The 14,999-nt window shown below is 60.8% G+C and carries 17 protein-coding genes; 9 read left to right on the top strand and 8 right to left on the bottom strand.

Features of this window, described 5'->3' with window-relative positions:
- Positions 1 to 37: 37 nt before the first annotated feature.
- The 3 genes from BR41_RS03780 to BR41_RS03770 all read right to left on the bottom strand — a co-directional run bounded on the left by BR41_RS03780 (position 38) and on the right by BR41_RS03770 (position 1,625).
- Complete coding sequence (locus tag BR41_RS03780; RefSeq protein WP_035053024.1) at positions 38 to 592, bottom strand: hypothetical protein; 555 nt, start codon at positions 590 to 592, stop codon at positions 38 to 40.
- Between the two features lie 140 nt (positions 593 to 732).
- A complete protein-coding gene (locus BR41_RS03775) occupies positions 733 to 1,212 on the bottom strand; it encodes an LEA/WHy family protein (protein ID WP_051710019.1) in 480 nt (159 codons plus the stop codon).
- The gene (locus tag BR41_RS03770; RefSeq protein WP_035053022.1) at positions 1,209 to 1,625 is read right to left on the bottom strand and encodes an acyl-CoA thioesterase; all 417 of its coding nucleotides are present in this window, start codon (positions 1,623 to 1,625) and stop codon (positions 1,209 to 1,211) included. Before BR41_RS03770 ends, BR41_RS03775 begins: the two co-directional genes overlap by 4 nt.
- Positions 1,626 to 1,765: 140 nt before the next feature.
- Between BR41_RS03770 and BR41_RS03765 the strand changes: the two genes are divergently transcribed.
- Positions 1,766 to 4,006, top strand: coding sequence for an AsmA family protein (locus tag BR41_RS03765; RefSeq protein WP_035053020.1), 2,241 nt, complete (start codon positions 1,766 to 1,768; stop codon positions 4,004 to 4,006).
- Positions 4,003 to 5,043 (top strand): A/G-specific adenine glycosylase, encoded by a 1,041-nt coding sequence (gene mutY / locus BR41_RS03760; protein ID WP_035053018.1) that lies wholly within the window; start codon positions 4,003 to 4,005, stop codon positions 5,041 to 5,043. Before BR41_RS03765 ends, mutY begins: the two co-directional genes overlap by 4 nt.
- 85 nt (positions 5,044 to 5,128) lie before the next feature.
- On the opposite strand, the gene BR41_RS22670 is transcribed toward mutY, so the two are convergent.
- A complete protein-coding gene (locus tag BR41_RS22670) occupies positions 5,129 to 5,698 on the bottom strand; it encodes an outer membrane beta-barrel protein (protein ID WP_051710017.1) in 570 nt (189 codons plus the stop codon).
- A gap of 261 nt (positions 5,699 to 5,959) precedes the next feature.
- On the opposite strand from BR41_RS22670, the gene argJ reads away from it, so the two are divergent.
- From argJ to BR41_RS03735, 4 genes are all read left to right on the top strand, one after another.
- Positions 5,960 to 7,189, top strand: coding sequence for a bifunctional glutamate N-acetyltransferase/amino-acid acetyltransferase ArgJ (argJ, locus tag BR41_RS03750; RefSeq protein WP_035053016.1), 1,230 nt, complete (start codon positions 5,960 to 5,962; stop codon positions 7,187 to 7,189).
- Between the two features lie 101 nt (positions 7,190 to 7,290).
- Positions 7,291 to 7,623, top strand: coding sequence for a DMT family transporter (locus tag BR41_RS03745; protein WP_035053009.1), 333 nt, complete (start codon positions 7,291 to 7,293; stop codon positions 7,621 to 7,623).
- A gap of 9 nt (positions 7,624 to 7,632) precedes the next feature.
- Complete coding sequence (locus BR41_RS03740; RefSeq protein WP_035053007.1) at positions 7,633 to 7,965, top strand: YnfA family protein; 333 nt, start codon at positions 7,633 to 7,635, stop codon at positions 7,963 to 7,965.
- Positions 7,966 to 8,046: 81 nt separating this feature from the next.
- Positions 8,047 to 9,375, top strand: a complete 1,329-nt coding sequence (locus BR41_RS03735; RefSeq protein ID WP_035053006.1) for a glycerate kinase type-2 family protein — start codon at positions 8,047 to 8,049, stop codon at positions 9,373 to 9,375.
- A gap of 95 nt (positions 9,376 to 9,470) precedes the next feature.
- Here BR41_RS03735 and BR41_RS03730 read toward each other — a convergent pair whose 3' ends face one another.
- Positions 9,471 to 10,076, bottom strand: coding sequence for an NUDIX hydrolase (locus tag BR41_RS03730; protein WP_051710014.1), 606 nt, complete (start codon positions 10,074 to 10,076; stop codon positions 9,471 to 9,473).
- Between the two features lie 105 nt (positions 10,077 to 10,181).
- On the opposite strand from BR41_RS03730, the gene BR41_RS03725 reads away from it, so the two are divergent.
- Together BR41_RS03725 and BR41_RS03720 are read left to right on the top strand one after the other, a co-directional pair.
- The gene (locus BR41_RS03725) at positions 10,182 to 10,937 is read left to right on the top strand and encodes a DeoR/GlpR family DNA-binding transcription regulator (RefSeq protein ID WP_035053003.1); all 756 of its coding nucleotides are present in this window, start codon (positions 10,182 to 10,184) and stop codon (positions 10,935 to 10,937) included.
- A 348-nt stretch (positions 10,938 to 11,285) separates the two neighbouring features.
- Positions 11,286 to 12,125, top strand: coding sequence for an AraC family transcriptional regulator (locus tag BR41_RS03720; protein ID WP_035053000.1), 840 nt, complete (start codon positions 11,286 to 11,288; stop codon positions 12,123 to 12,125).
- 74 nt (positions 12,126 to 12,199) lie between these two features.
- Here BR41_RS03720 and BR41_RS03715 read toward each other — a convergent pair whose 3' ends face one another.
- Both BR41_RS03715 and BR41_RS23950 read right to left on the bottom strand, forming a co-directional pair.
- The gene (locus BR41_RS03715; protein ID WP_051710006.1) at positions 12,200 to 12,943 is read right to left on the bottom strand and encodes a substrate-binding periplasmic protein; all 744 of its coding nucleotides are present in this window, start codon (positions 12,941 to 12,943) and stop codon (positions 12,200 to 12,202) included.
- A gap of 164 nt (positions 12,944 to 13,107) precedes the next feature.
- Complete coding sequence (locus tag BR41_RS23950) at positions 13,108 to 13,251, bottom strand: hypothetical protein (protein WP_156970541.1); 144 nt, start codon at positions 13,249 to 13,251, stop codon at positions 13,108 to 13,110.
- A gap of 365 nt (positions 13,252 to 13,616) precedes the next feature.
- On the opposite strand from BR41_RS23950, the gene BR41_RS03710 reads away from it, so the two are divergent.
- Positions 13,617 to 14,492, top strand: a complete 876-nt coding sequence (locus BR41_RS03710) for an ATP-binding protein (protein ID WP_051710003.1) — start codon at positions 13,617 to 13,619, stop codon at positions 14,490 to 14,492.
- Between the two features lie 48 nt (positions 14,493 to 14,540).
- On the opposite strand, the gene BR41_RS03705 is transcribed toward BR41_RS03710, so the two are convergent.
- A complete protein-coding gene (locus BR41_RS03705; protein ID WP_035052998.1) occupies positions 14,541 to 14,978 on the bottom strand; it encodes a hypothetical protein in 438 nt (145 codons plus the stop codon).
- Positions 14,979 to 14,999: the final 21 nt, after the last annotated feature.

Raw genomic sequence — 14,999 nt, 5'->3', positions numbered from 1 at the left:
CAAGCTCGCTCCTACAAAAGCAACCGCAACACAGCGTCTAATGCTCAGCTTTTTTAGCCGCGCCCGGCTTATCCGTTGGCCCCGATGCCTGGGTCGCCAGACAATTCTTCCAGTCCGTCCCCTTCTGGCCAGTCGTCAGCACGCAATCCCCCTTGCGGGACAACTGCGCCGCGATAGCGCTGTTCGCCGGCGGGGGGGTCACGGCAGCGGCTACGGCGCTGGCTTGCGACGGCGACTCTTGCTGGGCGTGATGATCGACGGCTTGTTTGGCTTCATCCAGCTTGAGCTCCAGATTGTGGATCTCGTCACGCTTTTCCTTCAGATCCTCGCGCATCTTTTCGATCCGGCCTTCGGCCTCTTTGCGTAGTCCGTCGGTGTCCTGCAGCGCGATTTTCAGTTTGGCGATCTGATCGACATAGCTTTTGCGCTCGAACTGCCGCTTGGCCATGCCAAGCCCGACGCCGACAAACAGCGCCAACAACAGCAGAACGACGCCACCGCCGATCAGTGCCGGCAGCAACCAACGTTTACCGCCAGACGGCGCGGCGGCCTCGGCATCATCAGTCGCGGATTTTTCAGGGGTGTCGGACATGGTGTTTGGACTATCCGTATCAATGAATTCAAGGCCGCTAGCCGGGCGCTTCACCGTCTGGTCAGCCGCTCAGCCCCAACCAACACTTATTTGTACGGCATGACTGCACAACAATGCCAGGGCGGCTTTGTCCGCTGCACTTAGAAGCTGGTGGAACCAGGGACGAGCTTGTTCAGTACATCGTTCAGCATCGGCAACTCGCCGGTGTGGTCGAACGGCACGCCATCCGGGCGCAACGGCACGAAAAGCTTGCCAGTCAGCCGGTAGCTGCCCCGCTGCTGCAAGGCTCGCCATGCCTTGATCAGCGCCGGCAAGTTGGCGGTGACTTCGATCGGCACGGTGGCTTCGCCCAGCGCCGGCAAAGTTACATGTTGCCGCAACACGCCTTGCGCCAGCGGTTTGTCGGCAATGGATAGCTCGGCATCCAGGCCATCGATGGGAATCGAAATGTTGTTGGGGTTTTGCAGCCGCAAGGTGAGTACGAAGCGCTGCTCCAGCAGGCCGACTTCCTTGAGCTCGATGCCGGCCAGGCTGACGCGTGGCTTCTCGAAATGATCCGGCACGTTCATGCACGCGGCGAGCAACAAGGTTGCCAGAACCAGCCAGCGGCGAATCATCATTCTGCGGTCTCCACAATCAACGCCCCAAGCCGCGTAGCCAGCTCGCCTTCGATCATGAGTGCACCTTGTGTGTCGGGATGCACCACCGCGATGGTGACGTCGGCCTCGGCCACGACTTTGCCGTTGTCCGCTCGCACGATGCGCTGCACGATCACGCCGGTGCGCTCCTCGATGCGATCGAGCCGGGTTTCGATGACAATGACGTCCCCCATCGTCGCCGGTCGTTTATAACGGATATCGATGCGCGAAACGACCAGCGCCAGCTGCTGCTGCATGAACCAGCTGATATCGCCACGCTCTTCCAGCAGATTCCAGCGCGCCTCTTCCAGAAACTCCAGATAGCGGGCGTTGTTGACGTGGCCATAGAGGTCGAGGTGATAGCCGCGGACCTTGATTTCAGTAGTGTGGAGCATGATTTTGGCGGGAACTCGCGCAAATGGAGACGATTGAGGACGAAAGAAGCGGCTATTGCGGCAAATATTAGCACTATGATTTCGACCGGGTGTTAGTTGATAATCGCCCGCATCCTCAGCTGGTCAAACCAATCAATCATATGGACCTGCGCCACTCCCGCCCCTTCCGGCTTTGTCTACTGCTCGTCACCATGCTGGTGGCACTTGCAGGTATCGGCCCGTATTTTTTCGAGGCCGACTGGATGCGCACGCTCCTCACGACGCAGATCGAGCGTGATACGCAGCGCGCCCTGCTGATCGATGGTCGTACCCGCGTCGTCCTGTTGCCACGCCCGGCATTGCTGCTGTCGAACACCCGGCTGACGGAACCCGGCAACCGCACCGTCTTCGCCCGCACCGACCAGGTCAAGATCACCCTCGCCCCGTGGCCGCTGTTGCATGGCAAGCTGGAAATCGAAGCCATCGATTTTGAAAACCCGCAGCTGAAGATCGAACGCCACGCCGACGGCAGCTACAACTTCGACGATCTATTGCGCCCGCACGATCCCAACAACAAGCTGCAGTTCGCCCTGAACCGCCTCAACTTCACCGGCGCGCGCTTCGATTATCGCGATCAGTTCCTGGGCGAAAGCGCCGAACTCGGCCCGCTCGACTTCACCATGGACAACCTCGCCGACCCCAGCAAAGGCCGGCTCGATATCGATGGCCGCCTGCTACTTGGCACTGCCCAGGCACCGATCTGGCAAGGGCGGGTCAAGGCCACTGCCGCGATGCGTTATCACCAGGACGAGCGACGCATTCTGGTGGCGGGGCTGAATCTCGCCCTGACGCAAGACGGCGCCAGCCGCCCGGGTGTCGACCTGAAGAATGTCGAGGTCTCCGCCGTCGGCAACCTCGTCTATGGCTGGCAGCCACTGCGACTGACTGGTGGTGATCTCAAGCTCTCCGGCAGTGGCCAGCGCGCCGATCAGCAATGGCAGGGCGAGATCAACATCCCGGAAATTCGCTACACGCAAAATCTGCTTGGCTTGTATCGCATGGGCGTCAAGGTCGATATGAAGAGCCATACCGCCCAGTTCAACGCCAACGTGGCTCTGCCTGCACTCTCGGCCACGCCGCAAGGCACCATGCATGCGGATGACGCAGCGCTCAACGTCCGGCTGCAGACGCCCCACCAGTTGCTGCAACTCAACTTCAAGAGCCCGCTGGACATGCACAGCGGCACGTTGGCACGGATGCCGGCGTATAAGCTCGACGGGCTGTATGCCCACAAGGCCCTTCCACGCGGCGCAATCCCGCTCTCGCTCACTGGCGATGCGCTGCTCGACTTGCGCAACGAATCGCTGCAAGTCACCAGCGCCGGTGAGCTCGACCACTCGCATTTGGCAGCAAGCTTCAATCTCGACGACTTCGTGAAGCCGCGCTATCGCGTCCAGTTCGACCTCGCCAAGCTCGACCTCAGCCCCTATCTGCCAGCGGTTGCCGAGGGCGCGAAGTCGGTCAAGGACGATACCGCGCTTGATCTGGGCTTCCTCAACACGCTCAACGCGCAGGGCGAAGTGCAGATTGGCGAGCTGGTGATGCAAAAACTGCACGTCGACGATCTGTCGATGAAGCTCGATGCGCACGACCGCAAGCTCACGCTCGACCCGCTCTCCGCCACGCTATATGAAGGCCAGCTGGCCGGCCGGCTCGAAGTCGATGCCAGCAACAAGACCCCTGCTTGGCGCGTGACGCAAAAGCTGACCAATATGAACGTCAACACGCTACTGGCCGACGTGCTCGACACCAGCCGCTTCGAAGGCCGTGGTCATCTCGATCTCGATATTTCGGCCGTGGGCGACCGCCCTTCCGACCTCAAACGCACGGCAGGTGGCAATGTGCGGGTGTTGCTCAACAAGGGCGCGATTCGCGGTATCGACATCGAAGCGCTGCTGCGCACCGCCAGCCAGCAATTGAAGGCGCTGCAAGGTTCGCAAACGCAACTGCTCAATCTCGACGCCCGCACGCGCTTTTCTGAACTGAACGCCACCATGCAACTCAAGCACGGCCTCGCCAGCAACAGCGATCTGAATGTCTCGGCCGGCGTACTGCAGCTCAAGGGCGGCGGCACACTCAACCTGTCGGACAACGCCGTCGATTACAAACTGTCCGCCAGCGCCAACCCCAAGGTGCCGGAGCTGAAAGGTCTGGTCGGGCTGACACTGCCGATCACGCTGGCCGGCACGCTGGATGCGCCGCAATACAAGATCGACTACGCCAACCTCAAGGATCAGATCCTGGCGCGGCAGAAAGCAGAGCAAGCGCCGAAAAAAACCCCGGCCAAGGCGAAGCCAGCCGATAAAAAAGCCACGCCAAAGAAGGCCGCCAAGAAGAAATGAGCGCCGCAACGTTTTCCGCCCGCCTGATTGGCTGGCAATCCAGTCACGGCCGTCATGATTTGCCGTGGCAGGTCTCCGATCCGTATCGCGTTTGGCTCAGCGAAATCATGCTGCAGCAAACGCAGGTCGCCACGGTCATTCCGTACTACCAGCGTTTTCTCGACCGCTTCCCCACCATCGCTGATCTGGCCGCCGCTACGCAAGACGACGTGCTCGCCCATTGGAGCGGTCTTGGCTACTACAGCCGCGCCCGCAACCTGCACGCCGCCGCGCAAATGGTCATGGCACGCTTTGGCGGCCAATTCCCGCACTTGCCGGCCGAGATCGCCGAGCTGCCCGGCATCGGCCGCTCTACCGCCGCTGCGATTGCCGCGTTCTCGTTCAACACGCAAAGCGCCATCCTCGACGGCAACGTCAAACGGGTGTTGACGCGCTGGGCCGGCATCGCCGGCTTCCCCGGCGAGAAAGCCATCGAGAACAAACTCTGGTTGCTGGCTGAATCGCTGTTGCCAACCAACGTGACTGACATGCCGGCCTATACGCAGGCGCAAATGGATCTCGGCGCAACGGTGTGCACGCCCAAGAAACCCGCTTGCCTCGCCTGTCCGTTGAGCGACGATTGCATCGCCAAAGCCACCGGCCGTCAGCTCGAACTACCGACAGCCAAACCCAAGAAAGCCGTACCGGAACGCAGTACGGTGATGCTGTTGATCCATGACGACGCCGGGAGGGTCTTACTGGAACGCCGTCCACCTACCGGCATCTGGGGAGGGCTGTGGAGCTTGCCGGAAACAGGCAGCACGCTCGATGCCGAAAACGCCTGCCGGGAACGCTTTGGCTTGCGTGTTGAGCTCGAACCGGCACTGGCAGACTTCACTCATGTGTTCACCCATTTCCGGCTGACCATCACGCCGCAACCGGCCGTCATCACCGGGCCGTGCAATGCATTGCGCGACGACGAGCTGCGTTGGTTCTCGTATCCGGAAGCGCTGGCAGCGGGGATTCCTACGCCGTTGCGCAAGTTGCTGAATCGCTAGATTTAGATCGACCAATTTGGCTCGACCAGAAAAAGCAAAACGGGCCAAAAGGCCCGTTTTGCTTTGGTGCGATCACTGCGTGGAATTACTTGAACGAGTAAGTCAGACCAGCCGACAGCAAGTCTGCATCCGACTTCATGCCGTTGTCGTCCACTACGTTGAAGTAGCGGGCATAACCGGCACGCAGACCAACCTGATCATTCACCTTGAACCCGACGCCCAGGCCTGCGCTGGGTGCGACACGCCAGCCGCTGCTGGAACTGGTCGGGAAGCTGGTCTTCACTTGTAGCGGGTTCAGGCCCAGCGTGCCATACACGCTGAAACGATCACCGAGCGGCACGCTGCCAACCGCTTGGAAGGCCAAACCTTGCGCCTTGAAATCGCCGTGGCCGGAGGCGCTATTGACGTTCATCTTGCCCAGATTCAAATAGCCACCTTCAACCGCGAAATTCTGGTTGAAGCGATAACCGGCACCGAGATTGAAACCGAAATCGGATTTGTCAGCCGATGCGCCGGGGTTCAGCCGATTGACCGCATCGTTATCCTGATAGGTGGATTGGCCCAAGTCGCCGTAGAGGTAGGTATCGCCAGCGAAGGCCGCGGTGGTTGCTGCGCCAAAAGCGACAGCAGCGAGCAGGTGTTTGAAGTATTTCATATGCAGGCTCTCCTTTTGAGAAGCATTCGGGTCGAGCGCCGATTCGGTTCGATTACCGCTGGGCGCGATCCCGGTGGAATGCATCCTAAGAAAATGCTGCCCCCGCCCGCTGTGACTGATTAACGCCATGTGAATTGTCACGACTGGAAACTTTTACGAATTCTTAACGCACTGCCGCAACGCACAAATGCCCGGTCGGCCGGGTACAATCTGCCCTCGTTCCAACCCCGCCGTTTCAACCCAACTCAGCCGAGGACTACCATGCCCGTCAACCTGCCCGAACTCGATCCCTCCAAGCTCTTCCCCGTCGCTGGCGTGGAACTCGGCATTGCTTCTGCCGGTGTGAAGACGGCGGGCCGACGAGACGTGTTGGTGATCAAGTTGGCAGAAGGCTCGCGTGCAGCGGGGGTGTTCACACTCAACAAGTTCTGTGCTGCCCCGGTACGCATCTGCCGCACGCACCTGGAAGAACGCAGCGACATCCGCGCGCTGGTGGTGAATACCGGCAACGCCAACGCCGGCACGGGTCTTGCCGGCTATGAGCGCGGTAACGCGATCTGTCTCGCCTTGGCTGATCTGATGAAGATCGAACCGGCGCAAGTGCTGCCGTTCTCGACCGGTGTGATTCTGGAACCGCTGCCGCACGAGAAAATCATCGCCGCGCTGCCGGCCGCCATCGTCGATCTGCAGCCGACCAACTGGGCTGAAGCCGCCAAGGCCATCATGACCACCGACGTCGCCCCGAAAGCGGCCTCGAAGCAAGTCCAGATCGGTGGCAAGACCGTCACCATCACCGGCATCAGCAAGGGCGCCGGCATGATCCACCCGAACATGGCGACCATGCTCGGTTACGTCGCCACCGATGCCGCCATTGCGCCAGCTGCATTGCAAAAGCTGGTGAAGTGGACGGCAGATCGTTCGTTCAACAGCATCACCGTTGACGGTGACACCAGCACCAACGACAGCTACATCCTGATCGCCACCGGCCAGGCTGGGAACGCCGAAATCGCCGATGAAACCAGCGCCGATTTCACCGCCTTCCGCGATGCGCTCCTGGACGTCGCACAAACACTCGCCAAGGCCATCATTCGCGACGGCGAAGGCGCCACCAAGTTCATGACCATCAACGTCGAAGGCGGTAAGGATCGCGACGAATGCAAAGCCGTTGGTTATGCCATCGGCCGCTCGCCGCTGATCAAGACGGCCTTCTTCGCCAGCGACCCCAACCTCGGCCGCATCCTGTGCGCAATCGGTTATTCCGCCGTACCTGATCTGGACGTGGACACGCTGGAGGTTTGGCTAGGCGACGTGCTGGTGGCCGAGAAAGGCGGCCGTGCCGCCAGCTACACCGAAGAGCAAGGCCAGCGCGTGATGAAGGAAGCCGAGATCGAGATCACGGTGAAACTGAATCGCGGCACAGAAAACGCCACCGTCTGGACCTGCGACTTTTCTTATGACTATGTGAAGATCAACGCGGATTACCGCAGCTAGTACCGCGCTGTCATGCAGCCCGATCCGTAGAATGCAGCGGCCGGATCGGGCCCGGATTCCCATCTGGCCCGATCCATCCACACGGATTTTTGGAGGCTGCAATGTACAACTGGCTCTTTCTCGCCATCGCCATCATCGCCGAGGTCATCGCGACCACGGCCCTCAAGGCCTCCGCCGGCTTCAGCAAGCTGGTCCCATCAGCCATCGTCGTTGCGGGCTATGGCATCGCCTTCTATTTTCTGGCGCTCACCCTGCGCACCATCCCAATCGGTATTGCCTATGCGATGTGGTCAGGCGTTGGCATCGTGCTGATCTCATTGCTGGGCTGGCTGGTCTACAAACAAACCCTGGATGCCCCGGCCGTGATCGGTATTGCCTTGATCATCACCGGCGTGCTGGTGATGAATCTGTTTTCCAAATCAACGATGCATTAAGCCCAGCGGATGAGCGCTCTCCTCAAGACCACCCTCCTATTCGCGCTCACCGCGCTAGCCGAAATCGCCGGCTGCTACCTGCCGTGGTTGTGGCTCAAGCGCGGCGGCTCGATATGGCTGCTGCTGCCGGCCGCAGCCTCGTTGACCCTGTTCGCCTGGCTGCTGACCCTGCACCCCACCGCTGCTGGCCGCACCTATGCTGCGTATGGCGGCGTCTACATCGGCATGGCTTTGCTCTGGTTGTGGCTGGTTGATGGCATCCGCCCGACAGGTTGGGATTTGCTCGGCGGCGCGGTGGCTTTGGCGGGCATGGCGATCATCATGTTTGCGCCGCGCTCATAAGTCTGTAGCTGCGCTTGGTCCTGGAGACGTGATGTCCACTTCCTTCAACCGTGAGCGGTTCACTTCGTTGCGAGCGTATTGATGAAACCCACCGACCAGCAGCCAACCAGCAACAGCACAGAACTCGATGTCGACCACCTGTTGCGAAACATGTTCGACGCTGCGATCGCATCGGCACAGCCCGCCTTGCGCGTGCCCGACTTCCTGCCGCAAAGGCCGCGCGGTCGCACGATCGTCATCGGTGCCGGCAAGGCGTCAGCGGCGATGGCGCGAGCGGTCGAAGACCACTGGGCAGGCCAGCTCGAAGGGCTCGTCGTCACCCGCTACGGCTACCAGGTTGCGTGCGAGCGGATCGAGATCGTCGAAGCGGCGCATCCCGTGCCCGACGAGAACGGACTGAAGGCGGCGCAACGCATGCTGCAACTCGTAGCGGGACTGACGGCCGACGATCTCGTCATCTGCCTGATTTCCGGCGGCGGCTCGGCCCTGCTCCCGCTTCCTGCAGCAGGCCTGACACTGCAAGACAAACAGCAAATCAATCAGGCGCTGCTCGCCAGCGGCGCGACGATTTCCGAAATGAATTGCGTGCGTCGGCACCTATCGGCGATCAAGGGCGGCCGGCTCGCGGCGGCCTGCTATCCGGCACAGGTGGTCAACCTGATCATCTCTGACGTACCGGCCGATGCCCCGAGCGACATCGCATCGGGCCCGACCGTCCCCGACACAACGACCTGCGCCGATGCGCTCGCGGTGCTGCGTCGCTACGAAATCTGCGCGTCGCCCGCAGTCATTGCATTGCTGACGAGCGGCAGCACGGAAACGTTGAAACCGGACGATCCGCGGTTGCCCCGCATCGAAACGCATCTGATCGCAACACCGCAGCTCGCGCTCGAAGCTGCGGCAGCGCAGTCGCGCGCGGCTGGCATCGCCGCCCATATTCTCAGCGACGCCATCGAAGGCGAAGCACGCGACGTGGGCGTGGTGATGGCAAGCATCGCCAAGCAGGTGAGTCGTCGCGGTCAGCCGTTCCAGGCGCCCTGCATGCTGCTCTCCGGCGGCGAAACGACAGTCACGGTTCGCGGCAATGGCCGCGGCGGCCGCAACGTCGAATTCCTGCTGTCGCTCGGTATCGCGCTGAACGGTGAGCCTGGGGTATTCGCCATCGCGGGCGACACCGACGGTGTCGATGGGCAAGAAGAAATCGCTGGCGCATTGCTGCGACCAGATACGTTGCAACGGGCTCGCGAGCACGGGCTCCGTCCGGCCGAGCATCTCCAGAATAACGACGCACACCGCTTTTTCCAGGCACTGGGCGACTCGGTCATCACCGGGCCGACGCGGACTAATGTCAACGATTTCCGGGCCATCTTCATTGCCGCTCAGCACGGCGATCATTCAGGGAGTCGATAGAGATGTGCGCCACAACCGTAACGCCGGGATCGTTGCAACGTTGGGTCCGGTAGGCAAAACAACCAGCACCCGCACTTGCTTTTCAACTTGGCCCTTTAGCCAACAAACAAATACAGCTGCGCATACTGCAGCAACATGATGGTCTTGCCATCCATGATCTCGCCGCGCCCGATCATCGCCAGACTTTCCGCGAACGGGATTTCCAGCACTTCGATGTCCTCGCCCTCGGCCTCCACCCCGCCGCCCGCACTGACTTTCGAAGCCGGGTCATATTCGGCCACGAAGAAGAACAGCTTCTCGGTCACCGAACCGGGGCTCATGAAGGCCTCGAACACCTTGCGTACGCTTTGCACGCAGTAGCCGGTTTCCTCTTCCACTTCCGCCTTGATGCGCTGCTCCGGCGTGGCATCGTCCAGCAAGCCGGCGGCGGTTTCGATCAGCATGCCGCTATGACCATTCACATAAGCCGGAAAGCGGAACTGCCGAGTGAGGATCACGGTGCGCTGCGCGGTGTTATAGAGCAGGATGGTCGCGCCATTGCCTCGGTCGTAGGTTTCGCGGCTTTGCCGTTGCCAGCTGCCATTGTTGCGCCGGTAGTCGAACGTGGTTTTCTTGAGCAGATACCAGTCGTGCGAGAGCACTTCCACATCGACGATCTTGATGCGTTGGGTCGATGTATCGGGTATTTGGCGTGTTTCCATTTGGACGGACCTCTTGGGCGAAGAAAGCGGGATCAAGCAGTGCTATACTTCGGCCAAGTTATCGTGCAATTTCGTGCAACGTCAAGAATTTTCGTGCATACATTAATGCTGACCACTCAAAGAAAACAACACATCCTCGCCGTGCTGCAGCGTGACGGGCAGATCGTCGCCAAGACATTGAGCCAAGAGCTGGACCTCTCCGAAGACACCATCCGCCGCGATCTGCGCGAGCTGGCCGCCGAGGGCTTGCTGCAACGCGTGCATGGCGGTGCGCTGCCAGCCTCGCCGGCGGTGGTCGACTTCGCTGGCCGCAGCACGATCGCATCGGATGGCAAAGCCGCCATCGGCCGCGTTGCTGCAGAAATGATCAACGACGGCCAAGTGGTGATCCTCGATGGCGGCACCACGGCCGTGCAGCTGGCGCGGCATCTGCGGGCCGACCTGAAGGCGACCATCGTCACCCATAGCCCCAGCGTGGCGGTCGAGCTGGCACAACACCCGAGCGTGGAGGTGATCCTGATCGGCGGGCGCTTGTTCAAGCATTCTGTCGTGGCAGTCGGGGTGGCCGCGCTGGAGTCACTGGGCCATATCCGGGCGGACTTGTTTTTCATGGGTGTGACCGGCGTGCATGCCGAGGCCGGCTTGAGTACCGGCGATCACGAAGAGGCCTATATGAAGCGCGCATTGATGGCGCGGGCGGCGGAAACGGTGGTGCTGGCCTCGGCCGAGAAAATCAACGCGGCTTCGGCTTATGTGATCGCATCGCTGGCCGAGATCAGCGGCATCATCACCGAGCATGGCGTGGCGGATGCGTTGCTCGAGCCATTAGGGGCTGCTGGCCCGTCCATTACGCTGGCTTAAGAAGCACCAATCACGTCATCTCCAACTTGTAGGGCAGGCCAGTTCACGATGGCGTCACCTGACCCGGCCTCCGTAGCCCGGACGGCTTTGCCGGCCGGGGTGACGATGCCACCAAGTGCGCTTGCCGCCGGAACTTGATACTGCAGCGGCCCCGGCCGGCAAAGCCGTCCGGGCTACGGGAACTGACGCCCAATTCAGCGCCATCCTGTAGGAGCGAGCTTGCTCGCGATGGCAATGGTGGATTGTCGATGCAATCGCGAGCAAGCTCGCTCCTACAATGTTTTCATCTCACGCAAAACCGCAAAATCTGCAAATCGCCTCGCCCTAAAGTGGCGTTCAGGAGGCAGCATGAAACGAAGCACGCAACAGCTCTACGCCAGTCGTCTGGAGAAGGTCATCATCCATCTTCACCAGCATCTGGACGCTGACCCGGACTTGTACCGGCTGGCCGACATCGCCTGCTTGTCGCCGTATCACTTCCATCGCGTCTGGCGTGCCTGGATGGGCGAGACAGTGACGGAGACGGTGAGGCGGTTGCGCTTGCATCGGGCCGCTGGCGAGTTGATCGCGTCGCCCAAACCGTTGGCGCTCGTTGCCAACCGCGCGGGCTACGAATCACCGGCCGCGTTCAGCCGGGCGTTCCGGCAGGCTTATGGGCTACCGCCCAATTCGTTTCGTACCGCGCATGCCTCTGGCCACCCAACCGAAGAGGAACCCAACATGTACAACGTCACGATTGAAGAAATCGGCCCCTTCACGCTCGCCAGCGTGCCGCACACCGGGTCATACATGGAGATCAGCCACGCGTTTGAGCGGCTGATGCTCTGGACGCAAAAGCAAGGCGTCTCGCTGGAGGGGCACCGCATGTTCGGCATCTATTACAGCGACCCGCAAAGCGTGCCGGTCAACGAACTGAAGTCAGCTGCGGCCATGACATTGCCGGCCGGCGTTAAAGCGGACAACGGCGTGGAGCCGCTGCAAATTGCGCGCGAGCGTTACGCCACGCTCGAATTCATCGGGCCGTACGCCGGGCTAGCGGCTGCCTACAACTGGCTCTATAGCGAATGGCTGCCGAAAAACGGCTTCTTACCGGGTAATGCCCCAGCCACCGAGGAATACCTGAATAACCCGCGCAACACGCCGCCCACCGAGCTGCGCACGTTGATCCGCATTCCACTCGCAAGCTGAGCGTTCAACGGTACTGGCAACGGGGCTCAGGCCCCGTTGTTGTTTACATCCCTGCCCTGCTCACGCCTCGCAAACTAATGCCCGTTCGTGGCAAAAAACGTCTGCTGAATCCTGCCCAGCGTGCCATCTTTTCTCATCGCGGCGAGCACCGAATTCAGGCGGCCTATCAACGTGTCAGCCACCCCCAGATTGCAGGCGATGAACATCTCGTTCTTCCGCACCGTCAGCACCGGCTTGATATGGGTCACGCCCTCCTTGCTGGCCAGATATTGGCCGGTCAGCACGCCGGTCACCCAATAGTCGATCCGGCCGGCTGCCAGCTTGTGCGGGTTGAGGCGTTCCTGCGGCGCATCTTCCACCTTGAAGCCCAAACCCCGCAGATAAGTGGACATGGCCGCGCCGTTATAACTGCCGATCCGTGCAGAGCGGGCATCTTCCAGTTGCTTTACCCGGACAGGCTCGTCAGCACGGGCATACAGCACCTGCTCGTCATCGATCATCGGGCCGACCCATTTGTAGAGCGCCTCCCGCTCGGGCGTGCGGTTGGTGGAATACACGCAGGTGTTCACTTCGTCTCGCGCCATCTGCAAGGCCCGCACCCAGGGGTAGACGTGGATATCCCCCTGAACATTGGCGCGGGCCAGCAGCGCTCTGACGATATCGGTCGATACACCGCCAACGCCTTTGCCGTTATCGAGGCTGATATTGAACGGGGGATAGTCTTCGGTCACCAGCGTCAGCACATCGGCGGCCCGGCTGGTCGTCGCCAGCAGCGCCACCCAAACACCTATCCCGATACAAAACAGCTTGGATGTCATGTGCAGACCCGTTCGGCTCTGGATCACTCAAGCATAGTCGCCTGCTGTTCGCCGCCGCTCACCGCTAATCAGCCACGAACCGCCCAGCCTGAAATGAAAAAGGACAAAGGGGCGTTTCCGCCCCTTTGTCCTTTCAGGAATCACGTTTTACCTGGCCAGGGTAGCTACCGAAATGGTTCCGCGTTTTCGAGGGCGAGGTTCCTCGAATCGTCGTGGTCGAGTTGGGTAGAGGGTTTAAAGGCCCGGAACAAGTTCATCAACGCATCGTTGACCGTACTCGCTAAGCCTTCCAGGAAGTCGAATCGCATTGCGATCTCCTTGTTTCGAAGGTTTCACTATCTACGTCGCAGATTTTGCTGACAGGTGTCATCCCGCTATTACCTACCAGACGGGATAACTCGTTGCCGGAGTGTCGTCTCCGGCCGCGCGACACACCTTTGGGACATGCCGGCCTGTTTGCACAACCGAACGTCCGCCGCGGCAGGATTGCAACGACGGCCTAACCACTCTAGCACCGGCTTCATGCCAGCGTCAAACTCGCCAAAAACAGAACAAATCAATAAAAACAGCAACTTATGTCACTTTCAATCCGTCTTGTGTCTGTTTCGCGACGACAAACAGCGACGCTTGGGTTTACGCTTTCACTCCTTCTTGTTCCCGCTGCCACCTCATCATGGATCAACCCCATCCGCTCGCGCCCTACTTCCTGCAACTGATCGAACGCACCGATACCTTGCTCGGCCGCCTTGAAGACTGGCTGCCCGCCGCCCCGCCCGATATCGACTGGAACGCCGAAGCATTCCGCTGGCGCAACCTGCACGGTCGCGGCCATCTGCAGGCGGTGCGCCACCCGCACAAAGTCCGGCTGGATGACCTGAAGAACGTCGAACTGCAAAAGGACAAGCTGCTCGCCAACACGCGCCAGTTCGTGAGCGGTCGGCTGGCCAACAATGTGCTGCTGACCGGCGCACGCGGCTGTGGCAAGTCCTCACTGGTGAAGGCGGTCTGGAACGGGTTTCGCATCGATGGCTTGCGCTTGATCGAGGTGGAAAAGACCCATCTGGTCGACCTGCCGGATATCGTTGCCCAAGTGGCTGAGCGGCCCGAGAAATTCCTGATCTTCTGCGATGACCTGAGTTTTGAAGAAGGCGACTGGGGCTATCAGGCACTGAAAACCGCGCTGGATGGCTCGATTGCCGCCCCCAGCGCCAACGTGCTGATCTATGCCACCTCGAATCGCCGGCACCTGCTGCCGGAATACCACACGGAAAACCGCGAGACGCGCTACGTGGATGGCGAAATCCACCCCGGCGAAGCGACCGAAGAAAAGATCGCCCTGTCCGAGCGGTTCGGCCTGTGGCTCTCGTTCTACGGCTTCAGCCAAGATGAATACCTCACCGCTTGCCGGCAGTGGTGCAGCAACTTCGGCGTGGCGACGTGGGATGCGGATAGCGAACGCGCCGCATTGCAATGGGCGCAAGGCCGTGGCGCACGCAATGGCCGGGTGGCGTGGCAATTCGCGCGTGATTGGGCCGGGCAGAAGGCTTAAGTAGAGGTCAGGGCAGGTAGCCCGGACACCTTCGGTGGCCGGGCCGACTCAAGCCGGCTGCTGCACCGGGCTCAGCAATTCAATGGTTTCGCCATGCATCGGCTGCGCCGCAGGCAGCAGCCGGTTCACCGTGCTATCGGCCAGCAAAACCGGCGGAATCGCAATCAGGAACCGTGCAACGTCCTCGGCCGGCCAATCGGTCAGCGGCAGGGTTTTCCTGGGCAGGAAAAAGGCCGGGCGGCCGTTTTCGATCAGCATTTCGGTCAACTCGCGCAAGATCGAGAGTCGCCCGCCGCGCAATAGGTAGCTGGAATGCTCCTGTACAATCAGCACGTTGAGCGCCCCGCCCCAACCTGCGCGGGCCACCAGCGTTTGCGGCGAGAATCCGATGATGCTGCATAAGGTGGTTTGCTCGGCCGCGAGCGTGCATAACTGGCGAACCAGCCGGTGATCCGGCCCATGCTGCAGTTCAATCACACGCTCCATGCCAGCTCCAAACTTACACGA

The sequence above is a fragment of the Andreprevotia chitinilytica DSM 18519 genome (assembly GCF_000711875.1).
In the GTDB taxonomy this organism is placed as follows: domain Bacteria; phylum Pseudomonadota; class Gammaproteobacteria; order Burkholderiales; family Chitinibacteraceae; genus Andreprevotia; species Andreprevotia chitinilytica.
The sequence above is the reverse complement of the archived record's forward strand: the minus strand, read 5'-3'. Positions and strand labels throughout refer to the sequence as shown.

Bases quoted from the DNA above. Each gene is read 5' to 3' on its own strand.
- BR41_RS03780 (WP_035053024.1), bottom strand. From the start codon at position 592: ATGTCCGACACCCCTGAAAAATCCGCGACTGATGATGCCGAGGCCGCC.
- BR41_RS03775 (WP_051710019.1), bottom strand. From the start codon at position 1,212: ATGATGATTCGCCGCTGGCTGGTTCTGGCAACCTTGTTGCTCGCCGCG.
- BR41_RS03770 (WP_035053022.1), bottom strand. From the start codon at position 1,625: ATGCTCCACACTACTGAAATCAAGGTCCGCGGCTATCACCTCGACCTC.
- BR41_RS03765 (WP_035053020.1), top strand. From the start codon at position 1,766: ATGGACCTGCGCCACTCCCGCCCCTTCCGGCTTTGTCTACTGCTCGTC.
- mutY (WP_035053018.1), top strand. From the start codon at position 4,003: ATGAGCGCCGCAACGTTTTCCGCCCGCCTGATTGGCTGGCAATCCAGT.
- BR41_RS22670 (WP_051710017.1), bottom strand. From the start codon at position 5,698: ATGAAATACTTCAAACACCTGCTCGCTGCTGTCGCTTTTGGCGCAGCA.
- argJ (WP_035053016.1), top strand. From the start codon at position 5,960: ATGCCCGTCAACCTGCCCGAACTCGATCCCTCCAAGCTCTTCCCCGTC.
- BR41_RS03745 (WP_035053009.1), top strand. From the start codon at position 7,291: ATGTACAACTGGCTCTTTCTCGCCATCGCCATCATCGCCGAGGTCATC.
- BR41_RS03740 (WP_035053007.1), top strand. From the start codon at position 7,633: ATGAGCGCTCTCCTCAAGACCACCCTCCTATTCGCGCTCACCGCGCTA.
- BR41_RS03735 (WP_035053006.1), top strand. From the start codon at position 8,047: ATGAAACCCACCGACCAGCAGCCAACCAGCAACAGCACAGAACTCGAT.
- BR41_RS03730 (WP_051710014.1), bottom strand. From the start codon at position 10,076: ATGGAAACACGCCAAATACCCGATACATCGACCCAACGCATCAAGATC.
- BR41_RS03725 (WP_035053003.1), top strand. From the start codon at position 10,182: ATGCTGACCACTCAAAGAAAACAACACATCCTCGCCGTGCTGCAGCGT.
- BR41_RS03720 (WP_035053000.1), top strand. From the start codon at position 11,286: ATGAAACGAAGCACGCAACAGCTCTACGCCAGTCGTCTGGAGAAGGTC.
- BR41_RS03715 (WP_051710006.1), bottom strand. From the start codon at position 12,943: ATGACATCCAAGCTGTTTTGTATCGGGATAGGTGTTTGGGTGGCGCTG.
- BR41_RS23950 (WP_156970541.1), bottom strand. From the start codon at position 13,251: ATGCGATTCGACTTCCTGGAAGGCTTAGCGAGTACGGTCAACGATGCG.
- BR41_RS03710 (WP_051710003.1), top strand. From the start codon at position 13,617: ATGGATCAACCCCATCCGCTCGCGCCCTACTTCCTGCAACTGATCGAA.
- BR41_RS03705 (WP_035052998.1), bottom strand. From the start codon at position 14,978: ATGGAGCGTGTGATTGAACTGCAGCATGGGCCGGATCACCGGCTGGTT.